Raw genomic sequence first — 17,612 nt, 5'->3', positions numbered from 1 at the left:
ACAGTAGAAAGATAAATTGATTTGTTTATATTATTCTTTATTCATAAAAACTTCAGATGAAAAGAGTAGATGCTCCAAATCTAAAAACTACAAATCTTGTGATTATCTTACTGTCTTATTTATTTTTGCAACCAATTTGCCAATCACTTTCCACGAAGTGATACGCTTTGTACACCATCAGAACGGAATAATATAATGCCCTAAAAACACAGATGGTTGTAGAAGGCATGTAAAAATCGAAAAAAAGATTTTTTCCTAATCATACAGCTAAAGCTACTTTTCTACCACAATCAATGAAAAGTATAGAATGCCTTTGAAATAAACGTGTCTACCCATACAACAAAAAATTAATCTATATCAATTTACTGTGAGACAATCCGATTGGTGATCGTTAAACGTAAACCTAATGAATCACCACAACGAAGTAAAAAACCCTTTTTCCTAGAGGATGGTGATGTCATATAAAAAAATTGACGTAAAATAGAATGATCTTTGATAGTAATAATATTCTCATTTTCACAGATCATAAACATCGGTAGATTATAAATCTTTCCCCATAATCGCCAGTCTAAAAAAACATTATTTAAATCTCTAGAAACTAAAAGTGGAATGCAAGCTTCTTCATCTGTATGGAGCAATTCTAATGCGACAGCTTTTTCTCCTGTAAGAGCTTCTACTATACGCGCTGCAATTCCTTTGAAGTGATAAACTGGAATCAAACGTGACAGACTGGAAGAATTATCAACTTTCAGAGAAACACTGCGTTCATTCAACGAACAAATCATGTGATTTCCCGTTTTTGATACAAAATATGTCGCCGTTTGTGGCAAATGGCATGGATCTAACCGAAACTCAGACCCCATTTTTGCCCGATTAAAACATTGATTAGCCATATAGTTTTTCCCAATTCACTTCAATAAAACATACTCTATATAATACCTTTTTTTATCATTGAATTATTAAGCTTTAGGTAAAAAAATTGTTTTCTTTTCGGTTATCACAATCTCAATAAGAATAGAAATACTCATCATTTCAATTTATAATATTTTGCCAGGATTCATAATTCCTAAAGGGTCAAATATTTTTTTAATCGCTTCCATAATTTCTAATGAAACTGGTGATTTAAAAGTACGCAATTCTCTCCGCTTAAGCTGCCCAATTCCATGTTCTGCAGAAAATGTACCCTGATAATGCATCACTAAACAGTGGATCCGGTCATTCATTTGTGAATATAATTGCAAAAATGATGCAGTATCAGCACCTATGGGTTGTGTAATATTATAATGGAGGTTCCCATCACCCATATGACCAAAACACACCACCCGCGCACCTGGGGCAATCTCTTCAACAATAAGAGCAGCTTCAGCAATAAAGTCAGGAATGGAGGCAATAGGTACAGCAATGTCATGCTTAATAGACCCTCCTGCTAACTTCTGTGCTAGTGACATATTGTCACGCAATTGCCAAAAAAAATCTTGCTGTTTTAACGATTGTGCAACAACTGCATCCTCTATAATATTATCCTTTAAAGCTGTTTCTAAAATAACATTTAACACCGATAGCGCCTCATCATCACTACGTGACGATGAAATATTAATCAAAACATACCATTCATGTTCATGTTCAAAAAGTGAATTAGCATGCATCGTATAATTTAAAGCCATTTGTAAACTGAGTTTTCCCATAAGCTCAAAACCAGTTAACAATGGCCCCCCATAACACTGAGCAAGAGCTAAAAATTTAAGAGCATGAGCTGGGCTGCATAAACCTACAAAAGCAACTGCTTTTCCTTTAGGCTTTGGAAAAAGCTTTAAAACTGCTGCAGTAATAACCCCTAAGGTCCCTTCCGAACCAATAAAAAGGTCTTTCAAATTATAACCGCTATTGTCCTTTTTAACAAAACGCAGATCATCTAAAATACGCCCATCAGGCAAAACAACTTCCAAACCAAGACAAAGCTCACGCATATTACCATAAGCTAACACAGCCGTCCCTCCGGCATTAGACGAAAGATTCCCCCCTATTTGACAGGAACCTTCTGAGCCTAAAGAAAGAGGGAAAAAACGACCTACTTCATCTGCCTTTTTTTGTAAGGTATGTAAAATAACACCAGCCTCTACAACAGCAAAATTACCCTCAGGATTAACTAGTCGAATTTTGTTTAAACGTTCCATAGATAAAACAACACTACACCCACTATCATCTGGCTGTTGAGCACCAACAAGACCAGTATTTCCTCCTTGAGGTACGATTGGTGTGCGTGTTTTGCTAGCCAAACGCATAATAGACGACACCTCATTTGTTGAAGATGGCCGTAAAAGCAATGGCGTTTTTCCATGAAAAAGTCCACGATTTTCAAGTAAATATGGTGCAATCAAAGATTGATCTGTAATAGCATTCGCAGAACCAACAATTTTTCTAAAACACTCAATTAAATTCTGCTCCACCTTCATTTTCCTCTTGGTGCTGCAGCACGCATTAAACGATCATTAATAGCTACACCTAATCCGTAAAATGGGATAGACTCCACTGCAATGCATTTCACCTTTAATGAATCCAACTGTTTCATATAGTCAAACAAATGAAATGCAGCTTCTTCCAATTGACCACTTTCACTTAAATTTAAAATAGAGATAGCATTCTCAGCGCCTACAATGCGATTAGGACCAAATGCTAAAAGTGCTTCGTCGCTCTCCACCTGTTGTGCATTTAAACGTACTAAAGCATTAGGAGCATAATGTGATTTTAACATACCTGGTGCCTCAATTGCAGCACGCTGATCTAATTGTTTTAAAGACTGCCCTGCCACTTCTTCAATTTCTTCAGCAGTTACCCCACCAGGGCGCAATAGATAGATATTTTTATTACAAACTTTAATAATCGTTGATTCAAGCCCTATCTTAGAAACTCCTCCATCAATAATTAAAGGCACTGATGCCCCTAAAGATGCAAATACAGATGCAGCTGAAGTGGGACTAAGGCCTCCCGACTGATTTGCACTAGGAGCTGCTAAAGGTCGACCAAAATGTTGAACAACTTCTGCAAAACCGCCCACAGGAAAACGAACAGCCAATGTATCAAGACCAGAGGTCGTTAAAGGATGAATATTATGATTAACCTTTAATGGTAAAACTAATGTCAAAGGCCCAGGCCAAAATGCTTCCATAAATCGACGTGAAAGCAAATCAATTTCCACATAATGTTCTGCCATAACAATGCTACTCACATGAACAATAAGAGGATTAAATTGCGGCCGCCTCTTTGTAGCAAAAATAGAAGCAACTGCTTTTCCATTAGTTGCATCACCAGCCAATCCATAAACAGTTTCTGTTGGTAAAGCCACTAATTGACCCTGCTTAAGAACCTCAACTGCTTCTTTTATTGAAGCACTATTTAAAGGTAGGATTGTCATGAAATGTCATCCTTATAATTTTCTTTCAGTGGTGCAAAACTATAACGATGCAATCCTAAAATGGGCCCATATTTAGCGATAGCCGCACGATGTGCTACTGTTGCATAACCCACATGTTTTTCTAAACCATAACCTTCATAAACCCGCCCAGCACATTCCATCATTCGATCACGTGTTACTTTCGCAACAATGGATGCTGCCGCAATTGAAACCGAACGCTGATCACCTTTGATCAAAGCAGTTGCTGGACATGGCAAAAGAGGTGGAATATCACGCCCATCAACCAATACATAATGAGCTGGAATGGAAAGTCCTACAACACAACGGCGCATTGCTTCTAAAGTTGCTTTTCTGATATCAGATTGATCAATTGCACGGGCACAAATACTCGCAACTGAAATTCCCAACGCATTTTGCAAAATTTTACCATAAAGTTGATTGCGCTGTTGAGTAGAAAATTTCTTTGAATCATTCAACCCTTCAGGAATGCGGTTTTTATCTAAAATAACTGCTGCTGTTACCACAGGACCAGCTAAAGGTCCTCGTCCAACTTCATCAACACCCGCTATATAAAAGAAGCCTTGTTTGTGTAAATCCAATTCGTGCGAAAAATCCGGTTGAAGTGGCATATTAAATACATTTGACAAATTGCGAACACGACAAAACATACATTCATATTTGCATTACCACCTATTTTCCGCAAGCCCCATAGTAAAAATAGTTGACTCCAATATTTTTTAGCTCTCAAACAACATGATAACAAAAAGATTCAAGTCTAGGGGAAATATTAGTTTTCCAATAAAATTATTCTTTACATATTCTTACATGCTTTAATCAAACCTAGAGAATAAAAACGAAAATTTCATTGATTATCCCCTACTCTTGTACACAATGAAGTTATTACAATATCAATCATCTCAATAAAAAACTTTGTGAAAAATATAATCAAAATTCCCTTATTTGTTTGTTTAAAAGAGGTATTAAAATTTCTCACGTAAACACTTCCACCTTCTAAACAAAAAACTATCGTGATGATAATATCAATTAAAGAGTAGCTCCATGTCTTTTACCTACACAACTACCTACACAACATATTACTGCTAACATCGCTTTTTAAAATGCATATCACTCGACTAAGAAAATTATTTTAAGCTACCCTTTTCAAATACCATAAAGGAATTATTGCTCTTTTCCAAAATGTATTTGGATATGAATAAAGAATTTAATATTAAAGAGTAGCAACATAAATTAGTTAATTATCACTATAAACAACAATCCTTAATGTTCACATTGCTTATCAAAGCTTTCCTACAGTCATAATTGATTGAACAAACCAATTTGGATGTGCTGATTTAATAAGGAAAGCCGCTTTTTGAGCTGCTTGTTGATCTTTAAAAATGCCAAAGCAAGTTGCACCTGAACCAGACATGCGAGAAAAAAGAGCTCCACTTTCATCTAATGCATATAAAACCTCAGCCAATCGAGGTGCAATTTTTAATGCAGGAGCAAAAAGATCATTACGCGTTTCTTTTAAAGCTTCAACCAATGAAAAAACCGTCTTTAAAGCCGCTGGATCAATCTTTAAAGGAGGATGATCACGCTTTTCTAAAGCCTGAAAAATAGCGGATGTTTCAATTTGTTGACCATGATTTACCAATACCATTGCAATAGAACAGGCTTCTTTTAGTCGCGTTATATCACCGCCAATTCCTTGAACAAAAAGCGGTTGCTGATATTCTAACGCAAAAAGACACATTAGTACATCAGCACCAAGTGCTAGACTAATTGCCGCTAATTCTTCACACGAACAATCAAGATTCCATTGCCGGCGCAATATACTGAAAACCCCAGCAGCATCTCCCGATCCACCACCAATACCCGAAGCAATAGGCAACGTTTTAATAAGCTGAAAAAAGACAGGTTTAGCATTTTTAGGGAACATCTTGCGCATCAAATTACGAGCGCGAATAACTAGATTATCTGAATCAGAAACAAGCCCATTAGCAAAAGGACCTCTTACAACAAAGTGATCTTTTGCAAAAGGTGTGTAGCTTAAACAATCACCACTGAGACTAAAATAGACCAAACTTTCTAACAAATGATAACCATCAGCACGCTGCCCCACAACATGCAAAGCTAGATTCAACTTAATAGGCGTTGAAAGATGAAAACCCTCTTTAAGAGAAGCCTGCACATCTGATATCATTTAACGTAATATTCACCTGTACGAAGATCTTTCACAAGAGTTCCTTTCACATTTGTACGTGATTTAACTCTTGTATGGCAAGCACGTTGCAATACCCAGTGTAACTGGCGCTTAAATAAATAATAAATATAAAGAATCATCACACCAATGAAACTGAATAAAATAAGTCGGATCATTTTAAATCCCTTTTCCTCTCACAATAGTCTCTAAGCAAACTTTCTAATCAAATTAAGCATAGACTGAAATGGTCTCCCAACTACAAACTGTACCGTTGCCAAAGTGCCTGTTCTTCTGCTGCCATCCATGCACTATCAACTGCTGTATAAACCATATCAGTAGTAATCCCCGAAGGCATTTTAGGTCCCAAAAAACTTTTGGAAGGAGAAATTAACCGAAGCTTTGTATCATGACCAAACCGATCTTTAATAACAGAGCGTACATCACCCAACTGATCAACCAAGCCAAGCTCAACACCTTTCTTTCCACTCCAAAACATTCCTGTAAAAATATCTGAATCATCTGATAATTTCGATGCACGCCGTTCTTTGACCAAATCAATAAAAGTTTGGTGAACTTCAAGTTGCAAAGATTTCAAATGCTCAACACCCATCTTTTTTTCTGGCTGAAATGGATCTAATACAACTTTGTTTTTTCCTGCTGTATAAACACGCCGCTCCACACCAATTTTCTTCAAAAGCTCAGGAAAACCAAAAGAAGCTGAGACAACCCCAATAGAACCCACAACAGAAGAAGGGTCAGCAAAAATTTCATCCCCAGCACAAGCAATCATATAACCACCTGATGCTGCTACATCTTCAACAAATACGAGAACTTGTTTATTTTTCTCATTTGCCAAATCCCGAATACGCTGAAAAATGAGACGCGATTGTACAGGTGAACCACCGGGAGAATTGATAATTAAAACAACAGCTGGTGCTTTTTTATCGGCAAAAGCCTTATCTAAAAGGGGAGCACACCTACCTAACGAAAGCGTACGAGCCATAAATGAATTTGAGTCCATAATTGCCCCATGAAGTCGTACTACAGGAATTTCAAGTTTATTGGAAAGAAAACGGCGTGGAATAAGATTTTTAACACTGTTAATCAAAACAAAATCTCCCTATAAGAAATCGAGAAAACATAACTCGAAAATAAATAAAAAGCTTAATCCGAATTTAAAAAATAAGCTAAAAAATACAAGACATCATTTAAAAAGTTCCCACAAGCTTATACACCCATTATTGATTGCATCAACCCGTGGTGAAAAAGCATGACCTCCATCTTCATGCACAATTAACGCCGGCAATATAGATAAAGCTGCTCGACTTCCCCGTTTTGCATAAAATAACATACGAGTTGCGGCCGTTTTAGCTCGAGAATGAACAGGAATTATACATATATTACCAAAACGCCCCTCTAAAGCGTGTAATATATCATTAAGCGATTGGGGACGTGCAATCAACCCTAGATATCCACCTGGTTTAACAATTGCAGCTGCACTGCGTAACCAATTGTCAAACATTGCTTCAGGCATAACATGTGCCTCAGACTTTTGCTCATCAGGTGTTTTACGATCCATAGGATTATTAAAAGGTGGATTCATAATCGCAAAATCAAAAACATTATCCATCAGACCTGCCTTTAAGCGCGCATTGCCTTTTAAAGCAATATCTGCTTCTAATAAGCACACTCGGCTAGCTAGTTCCTTATTTTGTTTCAGCGCAAGCGTTTTTTGAGCATAAGATATCATAAAAGCTGATCGTTCAACTAATGTAACATGAGTTTCAAAACAACGTGAAGCAACTGCTAATCCCGCTGCGCCCGCGCCCGCGCCTAAATCAACAACCTTTCCTTTAAAGTTATCAGGAACCAGACCAGCCAACAACATAGCGTCCATACCAGAACGATGCCCTTGCAAACGTGGTTGAACTAAGTAAAACTTCCCACGATGAAATTCATCAATTGTCTCATCATTATGATTCGTCGCGTTATCCATCTGTAAGCCTAATATTGGTCCTTATATCGCCCTTCTTCCAAATGTAATTAAATTATCTTAATTTCAAAATTATTGCCCTATTATAATAATTATATTCCCTAAGCGTAAAAAAAACACTCTATAAACATTTAAAAAACTTCTACTTCAAGGCAGTATCAAAGCTTGAGTCAAAAGTAATCCCGCTTTATGCTACAAATAGAAAATAAAGCTTATCTATATTTATTGAAAATACTCTAGGAGTAAACCAATTGGGTGCTATCATAAAACAAGACCATAAAAAAAATAACCAAGTTTCTTCCCAAGCTCTCATCAACCTCACCAAAGATAATATGGAACGTGTAAACCAATTAATTATCTCTATGGTTCAAGCTGATGTCGAAATGATCCCTGAAATTTGTAATCATCTTATTTCATCAGGAGGAAAACGGTTACGTCCAATGATTACACTAGCTGCAGCTGATATGTTTGGATATCAAGGTGATGGACATATAAAGCTTGCAACAGCAATTGAGTTTATGCATACAGCAACTTTATTACATGATGATGTAGTTGATGAAAGTAATCTCCGCCGTGGAAAATCTACTGCACGAATGATTTGGGGAAACAAAGCAAGTGTACTTGTTGGTGATTTTCTTCTAGGGCAAGCTTTTAAAATGATCGTAGATGTTGGTTCTATGGAAGCGCTCGCTATTTTAGCAAACGCCGCAGCAATTATCGCTGAAGGAGAGGTCATGCAGCTTGCCGCTGCCCAAAATATAGAAACCACTGCTTCAGATTATCTTAAAATCATTAATGCAAAAACAGCCGTACTTTTTTCAGCTGCCGCTGAAGTTGGACCAATCATTGCTGGATATGGACACGAAGAACGTTTAGCATTACGCAAATATGGCACATCATTAGGATTAGCTTTTCAATTGGTTGATGATGCACTTGATTATAGTGGCAATGCTGAACATTTAGGAAAAAATATAGGAGATGATTTCCGAGAAGGCAAAATTACTATGCCCGTTATCCTCTCATACACACGCGGTAATGCAATAGAAAAAGTATTTTGGAAACAAGCTCTTGAAAACAATAATAACAACGATGAAGCTTTAGCACACGCACAACATTTAATGAAAAAATATGACAGCCTAACCGATACAATAGAACAAGCACACATCTATGGAAAACAAGCAATCGACGCTCTTTCTTCAATAAAAGAAAACCCTCAAAAAAATGCATTCATTGAAATTGTTGATTTTTGTATTGCACGCGTAAACTGATTATTTGCAAGAATAATAATTCTTTTCTACAAAGAAACCTAATATGTTTATAAATCATATCATAAATTCATGATTTTTAAGAAGGATGAGCTCTATGCACTGTGCAATAAGGCCCTGCTTTTTTACTCTTGCTATAGCGGGAATCGTGCTGACGTCCTCACCCGTCTATAGCAAAATCGATTCAGCTATTGATGCAAGATCATTTACAGGTGCCTATCTAGCAGGGCGAGTTGCAAATCATGAAAATGAAACTAATCTTGCTATTAATTATTTTAAACAAGCACTCACCTATAACCCCAATAACATTGATGCACAAAAAGAAATCTTTGAAGCAATGCTTTCAGTAGGTGCATTTAAAGAGGCTGTCAAACAAGCAAAAAAATTGGAAGCACAAAATATTAGCCATCCTTTTATTTCCCTGACATTGTCAATAGATAACCTCATCAAAAAAAATTATAAAGACATTAAACCCCTTCCACAATTAAAAACATCTCCTTCCATCAATAATCCGGCGTTTGATGTGATAAGCGCTTGGGCTACATTTGGATCAGGTAATCACTCTCAAGCAATAGCCGATCTTAAAAAGCTTTTAGGGCCTATTTGGTATAATCTTTTCATACACTACCATCTCGCTCTTATGAGTGATCTGGCAAAACGCCCAAAAGAGGCAAAAAAATATTTTATGCAAGCATTAAACAATCAACAAGGTGCCATGGTCTCTCCTGACACCTATGAACGTATTATCATAGCCTATGCCTCATTCCAATTGCGTCAAAAAATGCGTAGCCAAGCTATTCAAACTATCCAGAACGGCGAAAAGATGTTGTCAGGCAGGGAGATACTTAAAAACATCCGACAAAAAGTTGAAAAAGGTGCTAATTTAGAAAATCCCGTTACAACACCTCAACAAGGAGCGGGTGAAATATTGTATGACTTTGGAACAACACTCAATCGAAGAAAGTCAGAACATGTTGCACGTATTTTCAAACAATTATCTCGAGCCTTATATCCTCAAAATGATGCTACATTGTTCCAACTAGCAAACGTCTCTGCTAAATTGAATGACCCTCATCAAGCAATTAAACTTTATCGCGCCTTATCACCACACTCTCCTTATTATAGAGAAGGGCAATTGCAGCTCGCACTAACGCTTGCCAATAATAATCAACACACTGAAGCTATTAAGTTATTAACATCATTAGAGAAAAAAAATCCCAATGACCGCACTATTTATATAACACTGTCTGCTATTTATATGCAAAAAAATAACTTTGCTGAAGCTATTAAAATTATGGATCGTGCTATTGTACAAACAGCAGATTTTCAAAAAGATGATTGGAAACTTTTTTATCAACGCGGCATAGCATTTGAACGTTTAAAACATTGGACAAAAGCCGAAACTGATTTACGAAAAGCACTTGAATTATTCCCTGATCAGCCACACGTGCTTAATTACCTAGGTTATACACTTATTGATCGTAATCAAAAACTTGAAGAATCATTATCTATGCTTCAAAAAGCCTCAGCATTACAGCCAAAAAATGGTTACATTCTTGATTCTCTAGGATGGGCCCATTATAAACTAAAGCAATATAATCAGGCTGTAAAAATATTGGAAACTGCTGTCAAATTGCAACCTCAAGACCCAACATTGAATGATCATTTGGGCGATGTTTATTGGAAAGTTGGGCGTAAACGTGAAGCAGTATTTCAATGGAATCACGCTATTGATGGACAACCAGAAAATTTAGAAAAAATCAAAGAAAAACTGAAATTTGGTTTGCAAGACACAACAACGCTTGACCATGTGAAGCAATAGACAGTAATAAAGATTAAATTTCTTTGATTTATCTACTAATCACATATTAAGAGTATCAAACGTGAACTTCCCTGAGCATCTCAATCCCACATGTTCTTTTCAAGGGCTTATTTTAACTTTGCAAAATTACTGGGCTCAATATGGATGTGCAATTCTGCAACCCTATGATATGGAAGTAGGCGCTGGAACTTTTCATCCAGCTACAACACTGCGTTCATTAGGACCACGCCCTTGGAAAGTGGCTTATGTCCAGCCTTCCCGGCGTCCAGCAGATGGTAGATACGGCAAAAATCCAAATCGTTTACAACACTATTATCAATTTCAAGTTCTTCTCAAACCCTCTCCTCCAGATTTACAAGAGCTTTACATTAACTCTCTACAAGCTATTGGCCTCGATACAAAATTACATGATATTCGTTTTGTCGAAGATGATTGGGAAAGCCCAACACTTGGAGCTTGGGGACTTGGATGGGAATGCTGGTGCGACGGAATGGAAATCTCTCAATTCACTTACTTTCAACAGATTTGTGGCATTGAGTGTATGCCAGTTTCAGGAGAAATTACTTATGGGCTTGAACGTTTAGCAATGTACATTCAAGGAGTCGACAACGTCTATGATCTTAATTTTAATGGCTTAGATGGCGCAAACAAAATAAGTTATAGAGATATTTTTTTACAAGCAGAACAGGAATATTCGCATTATAATTTCGAGTTTGCTGATACCAAATTGCTACATCAACATTTTATTGATACAGAACGTGAGTGTATTGCACTTCTTGAAGTTGGAAAACCAAACAAAGAAAATAGCTATCATCAATGTGTTTTACCAGCTTATGATCAATGCATTAAAGCTAGTCATATTTTTAATCTTCTTCAAGCACGTGGTGTTATTTCTGTAACCGAAAGACAAAGTTATATTCTTCGTATCCGTGATCTAGCACGCCGTTGTGGTGAAGCCTTTCTATCAACTGAGGCTGGTCAAGCTCATACGAAAGGTGAAATCTAATGTCTAATCTTCTTCTCGAGCTCTTTAGTGAAGAAATCCCTGCTCGGATGCAACGTAAAGCTGCTTGTGATCTCAAAAAGTGTGTTACTGACCAACTTGTTCATGCAGGATTAACTTATAAAGCTGCCTGTGAATATTGGACACCCCGTCGATTAACGTTGGATATACGTGGTCTTTCTACAAGCTCACAAGATACCCATGAGGAACGCAGAGGTCCCAGCACAAAATCACCACAGCATATGATTGATGGTTTTTTGCGTGCCACTGGCCTTAATGATATTTCTGAAGCACATATTGTACATGATAGTAAAAAAGGTGATTTTTATGTTGCTAAAATCACCAAAAAAGGTCGAGCTGCAGAAGAAATTATTGCTGATATTTTGCCTGATATTATTCGTAACTTTCCATGGCCAAAATCTATGCGTTGGGGCCAAGATTCAGCCCAAACTGGAGCCTTGAAATGGGTCCGATCTTTACAAAATATTCTTTGTGTTTTCGGACCAGAAATTGGTGAAACACACATTGTCCCATTTTCAGTTGGCTCTCTTAAAAGTAATAATTTAACCTATGGTCACCGTTTCTTAAGTGATGGAAAACCTATCCAAATACGCCGTTTTGATGACTATATCACTCTGCTTGAAGCCCACAAAGTTATTCTGGATACAGAAAGACGAAAAAATATTATTTTAGCAGATGCCCAAAATCTTTGTTTTGCTAATGGTTTAGAGCTTGTTGAAGATAACGCTCTTTTGGAAGAAGTCGCAGGACTTGTTGAGTGGCCTGTCGTTCTTATGGGTGATTTCGATAAGACTTTTCTTAATATTCCTCCAGAAATTATCCGCTTAACTATTCGAGCTAATCAAAAATGCTTTGTAACTCGCAAACAGGGTGAAAAAATTAAATTATCTAATCATTTTATCCTCATCTCTAATGTTCTTGCAAATGATGGTGGTAAAGAAATTACCAAGGGCAATAGCAAAGTTGTACGCGCTCGTCTTTCCGATGCACTTTATTTTTGGCAAACAGATCAGCATGATTTACCGGATATCACATACTTGAAAGATTCTGCTGCAAAATTTGATCTTGATTTAAATAAACCTCTTGATCAGCGAATAGCACAATTAGATTATTTGAATGTGACCTTCCATGCCAAATTAGGGACACAAGGTGCAAGGGTAGAAAGGATCGCTGCTTTAGCACAAAAAATTGCACCTTTAGTGCAAGCAGATCCTCTATTGGCAAAACGTGCAGCAATACTTGCAAAAGCTGATCTGCAAACAGGAATTGTCGCTGAATTTCCTGAACTACAAGGGCTGATGGGGCGAAAATACGCACTTCTCCAAGGAGAAGATCCCCACGTGGCTGAAGCAATCGAAGATCACTACAAACCTCTAGGACCAACAGATCGCATCCCGCGTGAACCTATCGCTATAGCTGTTGCATTAGCCGACAAAATTGACACACTCGTTGGTTTTTGGCTTATTAATGAAAAACCAACCAGTTCAAAAGATCCTTATGCATTAAGGCGGGCAGCATTAGGAATCATAAAGCTTGTGCTTTCACGTGACTGGAAAATTAACCTTATGCCACTCTTTTATCAGGCAGCAGATCTTTTTTTACAACAAAAAATAAAATATACCTCACCCCAAATAGAACCTAAACAACAACAAAATACTCTTTCAGAAACAAAAAAAGATATTTTATCAGATCTCTTGTCATTTTTACATGAACGCTTGAAAATTTATCTTAAAGATGAAGGAGCTCGCTATGATGCTATTGAAGCAGTTTTAACCAAAGATGCTGATGACTTTTTGTTAGTTGCACGTTGTATTGAATCACTCATTGTTTTTATCAACACAAATGATGGAAATGATTTTTAGCTTCTGTAAAACGTGTCGTAAATATTCTTGAAAATCAATCCTCCAAAGATATTACAACAATAAACACACTTAACCCTGAACTTTTTAGCGAAACAGAAGAAAAACAATTATATCAAGCAATCATTGACGCAGAAAAAAAGCTTCATGATCAGACGAATGCAACTAATTTATCACTTGCACTCAATGCCCTTGTACCACTAAAAAAACCTATTGATACATTTTTTGAAAAAGTATTAGTAAACAATAAAAATTCCGCTATTCGCGCTAATCGTCTTGCTCTTCTTGAACGTATCCGTTTAATCACACAAAATGTCACGGATTTCTCGAAGCTTACAACCTAAAACCTAACGTTCTTTCAATTTTAAAAATGATAAAAATAATTTTTGTTATTTTTGAAATGCTTTTTATACCGAAAATAGCTCAAAAAAATAATAAACTACTTGTTAATAGCGCTTTAAATAATTTCAAAACAGTAAAAATCGAATATAAATTATACTTTCTAATAAATTGGTAAAAAAGTTTAGAAAACACAAATCGAGATAGGTAAAATCAGGAATTTCTGATCAACCTCGAAAAATAAAAATCATACTCAATAGATATTTTGTTTGATAAAAGCACAAATTCTCGGAAGTTTACGCAAACCCCTTCCCCCAAAAGATTTGCTTCTAAAAAACCAGCACTTTAAATTCTTCAAACAATATTAATTAAGGTACTCTTTCATTTTGGAAAGAGACTCTTTAGTGAGAGATTTTTCAATAAGGTCTTTAGATTCCTTAAAATCTAATTCCTTATTAATAAGCGTACGTGAGGAAGAAATTGCTAAATCAATAGCAGATAGAGAAACAACTCGAATTGCATCTGCCTCTGCTTGAGCAATTTTTTGCTCTACCATTTTTTTGCGATTTTTAACATATTCTTCTGTTTTTGCGCGAGCTTCAGAAACAATAACTGAAACTTCATTCTTAGCAGCAGCAATAATTTCTTGAGCATTTTTTTCTGCTTCTACACATTTGCGCTGACATTCAGCTAGTATCTCCTGCGCTTCTTCACGAAGACGAAGAGCTTCATCAAGTTCGTCTGTAATACGCTTTGTTCGCATATCAAGACTATGTGCTACCATAGTTGGAATTTTAAAATAAACTAAAAGCGCTAAAAAAAGAACCAATCCAATAAAAGCCCAAAACGTATCGGTCATCTTTGTGATTCCTTACAGCCTTTAACAGTTAAATTGACAACCTCTTCACTCACATCAATATCAAGCAATTTCTTAACAATTTCACGAGTTACTTCCTCTGCAATTAAACCAACATTTTGCATAGCTTTATCTCGAATTTCTGCTATCTGATTTCCAGCAGTTGCTAGCTTTTTCTCTAATTTTTTTTCAACTTCTTTTCGTTCAAGATCAGCCTTTTCTTTAATTTTATCTCTTGCCTCTTGCACTACAATACGCGCCTGTAAACGAGCTTCTGCTAGTTTTTTCTCATAAACTTCAATCACAGTATCCGCTTCTTGCTTCATACGCATAGCCTGATCTAAATCAGATGCAATCCGATCACGACGCGTTTCAATGATATTTCCAATACGAGGTACAATCACCCGAGCAATGAAAAGATAAAAAAAACCAAAAGAAATTGCCAACCAAAAAAGGTGAGAACTAAAATACACAAAATCAAAAGGTGGAAACACGCGATTTGCGTGCTTTACCGCATTCTCAATATGTTCTACAGGCGTTTCAGCAGCTTGTGCATAAGCACTGGAAATAAGCATCCTATTTTATCCTTCAAACAACTACCTCAGGCCCTTTATGTAGAACCTATAATAACTGAGTCATTTCCCTTTTATTAAAAACCGCAAGACTATATCTGCTCTTTGCACAAAAACAGACATACCTTTTTTAAATTGGTTAAACTGCAAAAAGAAGCAAAAGAGCAATAAGCAACGAAAAAATGCCTAAAGCTTCCGTTACAGCAAAACCAAAAACTAAACGACCAAACTGACTATCTGCTGCTGATGGGTTACGTAAAGCACCAGAAAGATAGCTACCAAAAATATTTCCCAGCCCCAATGCTGTCCCAGCCATACCAAAGCATGCAAGACCAGCGCCAATATATTTTGCTGCAAGTGCTAATTCCATATTATTCTCCTTTGAAGTGAATTTGCATTGTTTGACGAAAAATTATCATTTATTAATGTCCCAGGTGAACAGCATCACTAAGATACATACAAGTTAAAACCGTAAAGACATAAGCTTGTAGAAATGCTACCAAAAATTCAAGAGCAGTAATTGCTACAGTCATAATGAGAGGTAAAATAGAACCACCAATACCTATAACCCCTACTCCAACCATTGAAACAATAAAACCAGAAAATACTTTAAGCGTGATGTGACCAGCAAGCATATTAGCAAAAAGACGAAGTGAAAGACTAATAGGGCGAGATAAAAAAGAAATAAGCTCAATCATTATGACTAAAGGCAAAATCATAACAGGCACACCACTAGGAACAAAAAGTTTTAAAAAACAAACCCCATGTTTATAAAAACCATAACCAATCACCGTCAAGATAACCAACATCGCCAATGAAAAAGTGATCATAATTTGAGAGGTAATAGTGTAAAAGTAAGGAAAAAGACCAATAAAATTAGCGACCAAAATAAAAATAAATAATGAAAATACTAAAGGAAAAAAGCGCATTCCCTGTACACCAGCTGATTCACGCAAAGTCGACGCTACAAATTCATAAGCCATTTCAGAAATAGACTGCATACGCGTTGGAACCAATCTACGACTTGATGATGAGAGAAAAAGAAATACTGAAGATAAAACAACCGTAATGATTATAAAAAATGATACATTCGTAAACGATAAATCCATATTCCCTATAGAAATATTAATCAACCGTGAAACCTCAAACTGATGAATAGGATCTGGAGCGTGCGCTGTCACTTTAACCTCATTTATTAAATTTATCGACCCTTTTATTTTGATGCGATACGCTATTTTTTCCTAATTGACTAGGAGAAATGTGCCCTAAAGACCGAAGAATATTTATTATACCAGAAGTAAATCCAAGAAAAAGAAAAAATATCAATCCCCATGGCAATAAACCTGTTAATTTATCAAATCCCAACCCTAAAACAATACCTACAATAACACTTGCTAGAAATTCACTCGACAACTTAACGGCATGCCCTACCTTGTTTTGTGACTCTCTGTTCTCTGTTCTAAGATCCTGTTCCTTTAATGCTTTCTTACGCATTAAAGCCAATCCCAAATTTTGACTACGCCATTCTAAATCCTCTAAATGAAAAGAATCTTTTTGCTTTTTCTCTTCAGCCTCCTTTTGTGGCATAACGGGTTTATCGCCCTTTGCCATAATTGGCTCTCCTTAATTAAAAGCAAAATCAAAATACATCTAAAGCTGCCTGCAACATATTGTTACTCAATTCATTCGTCAAGCTACCCAAAAGCGTCTATCACAAGGATTTTACCAATAAATAAAACAATAATGATTTATCATCGAAAAACATAATAATATGACTCAACTCCTGGTTAACACTACGGACTCTATAATAGGCATGCCAGTTTTATCAACGTTAACTATCAAACAATAAGATAGCTATCTTAGAACCAATAAATTGTATTTCCGCTCTCACTTTAAAAAGCTATATTGTGCTGTATAGTTTTAAAAATCTATTGAACAATTATCCATTGGAATCTTTTGATTCGTGTATATTTTAGCCACCATACAATCATTTTTCTTGGTATTCCCATATCGTACTTTAAATAAATAGCTTCAACACAACATTTGTTTTGTATTTCAAAACTAATTATAAAATTTTTGATTTTTAGCTATTTAACGAAAATATATTTTATATCTATTGTGATTAATTTAATAAAGGTTGGCTACTTTTTCTATAGCGTTTGTACTTGATATAATTTTTAAGATTGTAATCTTGAATACCACGTTTCCAACGATATCCTTAGCACCTAGAAACAGCACATATAAAATGTATACCCACTACTGTA

The 17,612-nt window shown here is 36.2% G+C and carries 16 protein-coding genes and 1 pseudogene; 4 read left to right on the top strand and 13 right to left on the bottom strand.

Translation table 11 applies throughout. The features are described from left to right. Nucleotides 1-362: 362 nt before the first annotated feature. From BWD121_RS00980 to BWD121_RS00945, 8 genes are all read right to left on the bottom strand, one after another. On the bottom strand, nucleotides 363-893 hold the full coding sequence (locus BWD121_RS00980) for a DUF6101 family protein (protein WP_078663005.1): 531 nt from the start codon (nucleotides 891-893) through the stop codon (nucleotides 363-365). A gap of 144 nt (nucleotides 894-1,037) precedes the next feature. Further along, entirely contained in the window at nucleotides 1,038-2,447 is a 1,410-nt protein-coding gene (locus tag BWD121_RS00975) for an FAD-binding oxidoreductase (RefSeq protein ID WP_078664036.1), read from the bottom strand. 2 nt (nucleotides 2,448-2,449) lie between these two features. Beyond that, nucleotides 2,450-3,412, bottom strand: coding sequence for an L-threonylcarbamoyladenylate synthase (locus BWD121_RS00970; RefSeq protein WP_078663004.1), 963 nt, complete (start codon nucleotides 3,410-3,412; stop codon nucleotides 2,450-2,452). Further along, entirely contained in the window at nucleotides 3,409-4,080 is a 672-nt protein-coding gene (locus BWD121_RS00965) for a ribonuclease HII (protein ID WP_078663003.1), read from the bottom strand. Before BWD121_RS00965 ends, BWD121_RS00970 begins: the two co-directional genes overlap by 4 nt. 629 nt (nucleotides 4,081-4,709) lie before the next feature. Beyond that, nucleotides 4,710-5,618: a 4-(cytidine 5'-diphospho)-2-C-methyl-D-erythritol kinase gene (locus BWD121_RS00960; RefSeq protein ID WP_078663002.1), complete on the bottom strand. Its 909-nt coding sequence runs from the start codon at nucleotides 5,616-5,618 to the stop codon at nucleotides 4,710-4,712. Further along, nucleotides 5,615-5,794 (bottom strand): hypothetical protein, encoded by a 180-nt coding sequence (locus BWD121_RS00955; RefSeq protein WP_078663001.1) that lies wholly within the window; start codon nucleotides 5,792-5,794, stop codon nucleotides 5,615-5,617. Before BWD121_RS00955 ends, BWD121_RS00960 begins: the two co-directional genes overlap by 4 nt. Before the next feature lie 80 nt (nucleotides 5,795-5,874). Next, on the bottom strand, nucleotides 5,875-6,726 hold the full coding sequence (locus BWD121_RS00950) for a S49 family peptidase (protein WP_078663000.1): 852 nt from the start codon (nucleotides 6,724-6,726) through the stop codon (nucleotides 5,875-5,877). A 96-nt stretch (nucleotides 6,727-6,822) separates the two neighbouring features. After that, entirely contained in the window at nucleotides 6,823-7,614 is a 792-nt protein-coding gene (locus BWD121_RS00945; protein WP_078662999.1) for a methyltransferase, read from the bottom strand. Nucleotides 7,615-7,862: 248 nt separating this feature from the next. Between BWD121_RS00945 and BWD121_RS00940 the strand changes: the two genes are divergently transcribed. The 4 genes and pseudogenes from BWD121_RS00940 (at nucleotide 7,863) to glyS (ending at nucleotide 13,925) form a co-directional block, all read left to right on the top strand. Further along, on the top strand, nucleotides 7,863-8,879 hold the full coding sequence (locus BWD121_RS00940) for a polyprenyl synthetase family protein (protein WP_078662998.1): 1,017 nt from the start codon (nucleotides 7,863-7,865) through the stop codon (nucleotides 8,877-8,879). Nucleotides 8,880-8,973: 94 nt separating this feature from the next. Next, the gene (locus BWD121_RS00935) at nucleotides 8,974-10,698 is read left to right on the top strand and encodes a tetratricopeptide repeat protein (RefSeq protein WP_078662997.1); all 1,725 of its coding nucleotides are present in this window, start codon (nucleotides 8,974-8,976) and stop codon (nucleotides 10,696-10,698) included. Nucleotides 10,699-10,759: 61 nt separating this feature from the next. Beyond that, nucleotides 10,760-11,704 (top strand): glycine--tRNA ligase subunit alpha, encoded by a 945-nt coding sequence (locus BWD121_RS00930; protein WP_078662996.1) that lies wholly within the window; start codon nucleotides 10,760-10,762, stop codon nucleotides 11,702-11,704. Beyond that, a pseudogene (gene glyS / locus BWD121_RS00925) lies at nucleotides 11,704-13,925 on the top strand (glycine--tRNA ligase subunit beta). The gene BWD121_RS00930 and the pseudogene glyS overlap by 1 nt, the downstream one beginning before the upstream one ends. A gap of 359 nt (nucleotides 13,926-14,284) precedes the next feature. Here the strand turns inward: glyS and BWD121_RS00920 are convergent. From BWD121_RS00920 to BWD121_RS00900, 5 genes are all read right to left on the bottom strand, one after another. Next, nucleotides 14,285-14,779, bottom strand: coding sequence for a F0F1 ATP synthase subunit B (locus BWD121_RS00920; RefSeq protein WP_078662995.1), 495 nt, complete (start codon nucleotides 14,777-14,779; stop codon nucleotides 14,285-14,287). Further along, on the bottom strand, nucleotides 14,776-15,351 hold the full coding sequence (locus BWD121_RS00915) for a F0F1 ATP synthase subunit B (RefSeq protein ID WP_078662994.1): 576 nt from the start codon (nucleotides 15,349-15,351) through the stop codon (nucleotides 14,776-14,778). The genes BWD121_RS00920 and BWD121_RS00915 overlap by 4 nt, the downstream gene beginning before the upstream one ends. 136 nt (nucleotides 15,352-15,487) lie before the next feature. Further along, a complete protein-coding gene (locus BWD121_RS00910) occupies nucleotides 15,488-15,718 on the bottom strand; it encodes a F0F1 ATP synthase subunit C (protein WP_007477984.1) in 231 nt (76 codons plus the stop codon). A 52-nt stretch (nucleotides 15,719-15,770) separates the two neighbouring features. Next, complete coding sequence (locus BWD121_RS00905) at nucleotides 15,771-16,529, bottom strand: F0F1 ATP synthase subunit A (RefSeq protein ID WP_078662993.1); 759 nt, start codon at nucleotides 16,527-16,529, stop codon at nucleotides 15,771-15,773. Between the two features lie 7 nt (nucleotides 16,530-16,536). Beyond that, nucleotides 16,537-16,959: an AtpZ/AtpI family protein gene (locus BWD121_RS00900; RefSeq protein ID WP_078662992.1), complete on the bottom strand. Its 423-nt coding sequence runs from the start codon at nucleotides 16,957-16,959 to the stop codon at nucleotides 16,537-16,539. Between the last annotated feature and the right edge of the window lie 653 nt (nucleotides 16,960-17,612).

The sequence above is a fragment of the Bartonella sp. WD12.1 genome (assembly GCF_002022415.1).
Classification (GTDB): domain Bacteria; phylum Pseudomonadota; class Alphaproteobacteria; order Rhizobiales; family Rhizobiaceae; genus Bartonella.
Note: the sequence above shows the minus strand (reverse complement) of the source record. Positions and strands in the feature narration are given on the sequence as shown.

What these genes read in the sequence shown, in the direction of transcription:
- BWD121_RS00910 (WP_007477984.1), bottom strand. Translation starts at nt 15,718, where the DNA reads ATGGAATTAGCACTTGCAGCAAAATATATTGGCGCTGGTCTTGCATGC.
- BWD121_RS00960 (WP_078663002.1), bottom strand. Translation starts at nt 5,618, where the DNA reads ATGATATCAGATGTGCAGGCTTCTCTTAAAGAGGGTTTTCATCTTTCA.
- BWD121_RS00970 (WP_078663004.1), bottom strand. Translation starts at nt 3,412, where the DNA reads ATGACAATCCTACCTTTAAATAGTGCTTCAATAAAAGAAGCAGTTGAG.
- BWD121_RS00965 (WP_078663003.1), bottom strand. Translation starts at nt 4,080, where the DNA reads ATGTTTTGTCGTGTTCGCAATTTGTCAAATGTATTTAATATGCCACTT.
- BWD121_RS00935 (WP_078662997.1), top strand. Translation starts at nt 8,974, where the DNA reads ATGCACTGTGCAATAAGGCCCTGCTTTTTTACTCTTGCTATAGCGGGA.
- BWD121_RS00915 (WP_078662994.1), bottom strand. Translation starts at nt 15,351, where the DNA reads ATGCTTATTTCCAGTGCTTATGCACAAGCTGCTGAAACGCCTGTAGAA.
- BWD121_RS00980 (WP_078663005.1), bottom strand. Translation starts at nt 893, where the DNA reads ATGGCTAATCAATGTTTTAATCGGGCAAAAATGGGGTCTGAGTTTCGG.
- BWD121_RS00900 (WP_078662992.1), bottom strand. Translation starts at nt 16,959, where the DNA reads ATGGCAAAGGGCGATAAACCCGTTATGCCACAAAAGGAGGCTGAAGAG.
- BWD121_RS00955 (WP_078663001.1), bottom strand. Translation starts at nt 5,794, where the DNA reads ATGATCCGACTTATTTTATTCAGTTTCATTGGTGTGATGATTCTTTAT.
- BWD121_RS00920 (WP_078662995.1), bottom strand. Translation starts at nt 14,779, where the DNA reads ATGACCGATACGTTTTGGGCTTTTATTGGATTGGTTCTTTTTTTAGCG.
- BWD121_RS00945 (WP_078662999.1), bottom strand. Translation starts at nt 7,614, where the DNA reads ATGGATAACGCGACGAATCATAATGATGAGACAATTGATGAATTTCAT.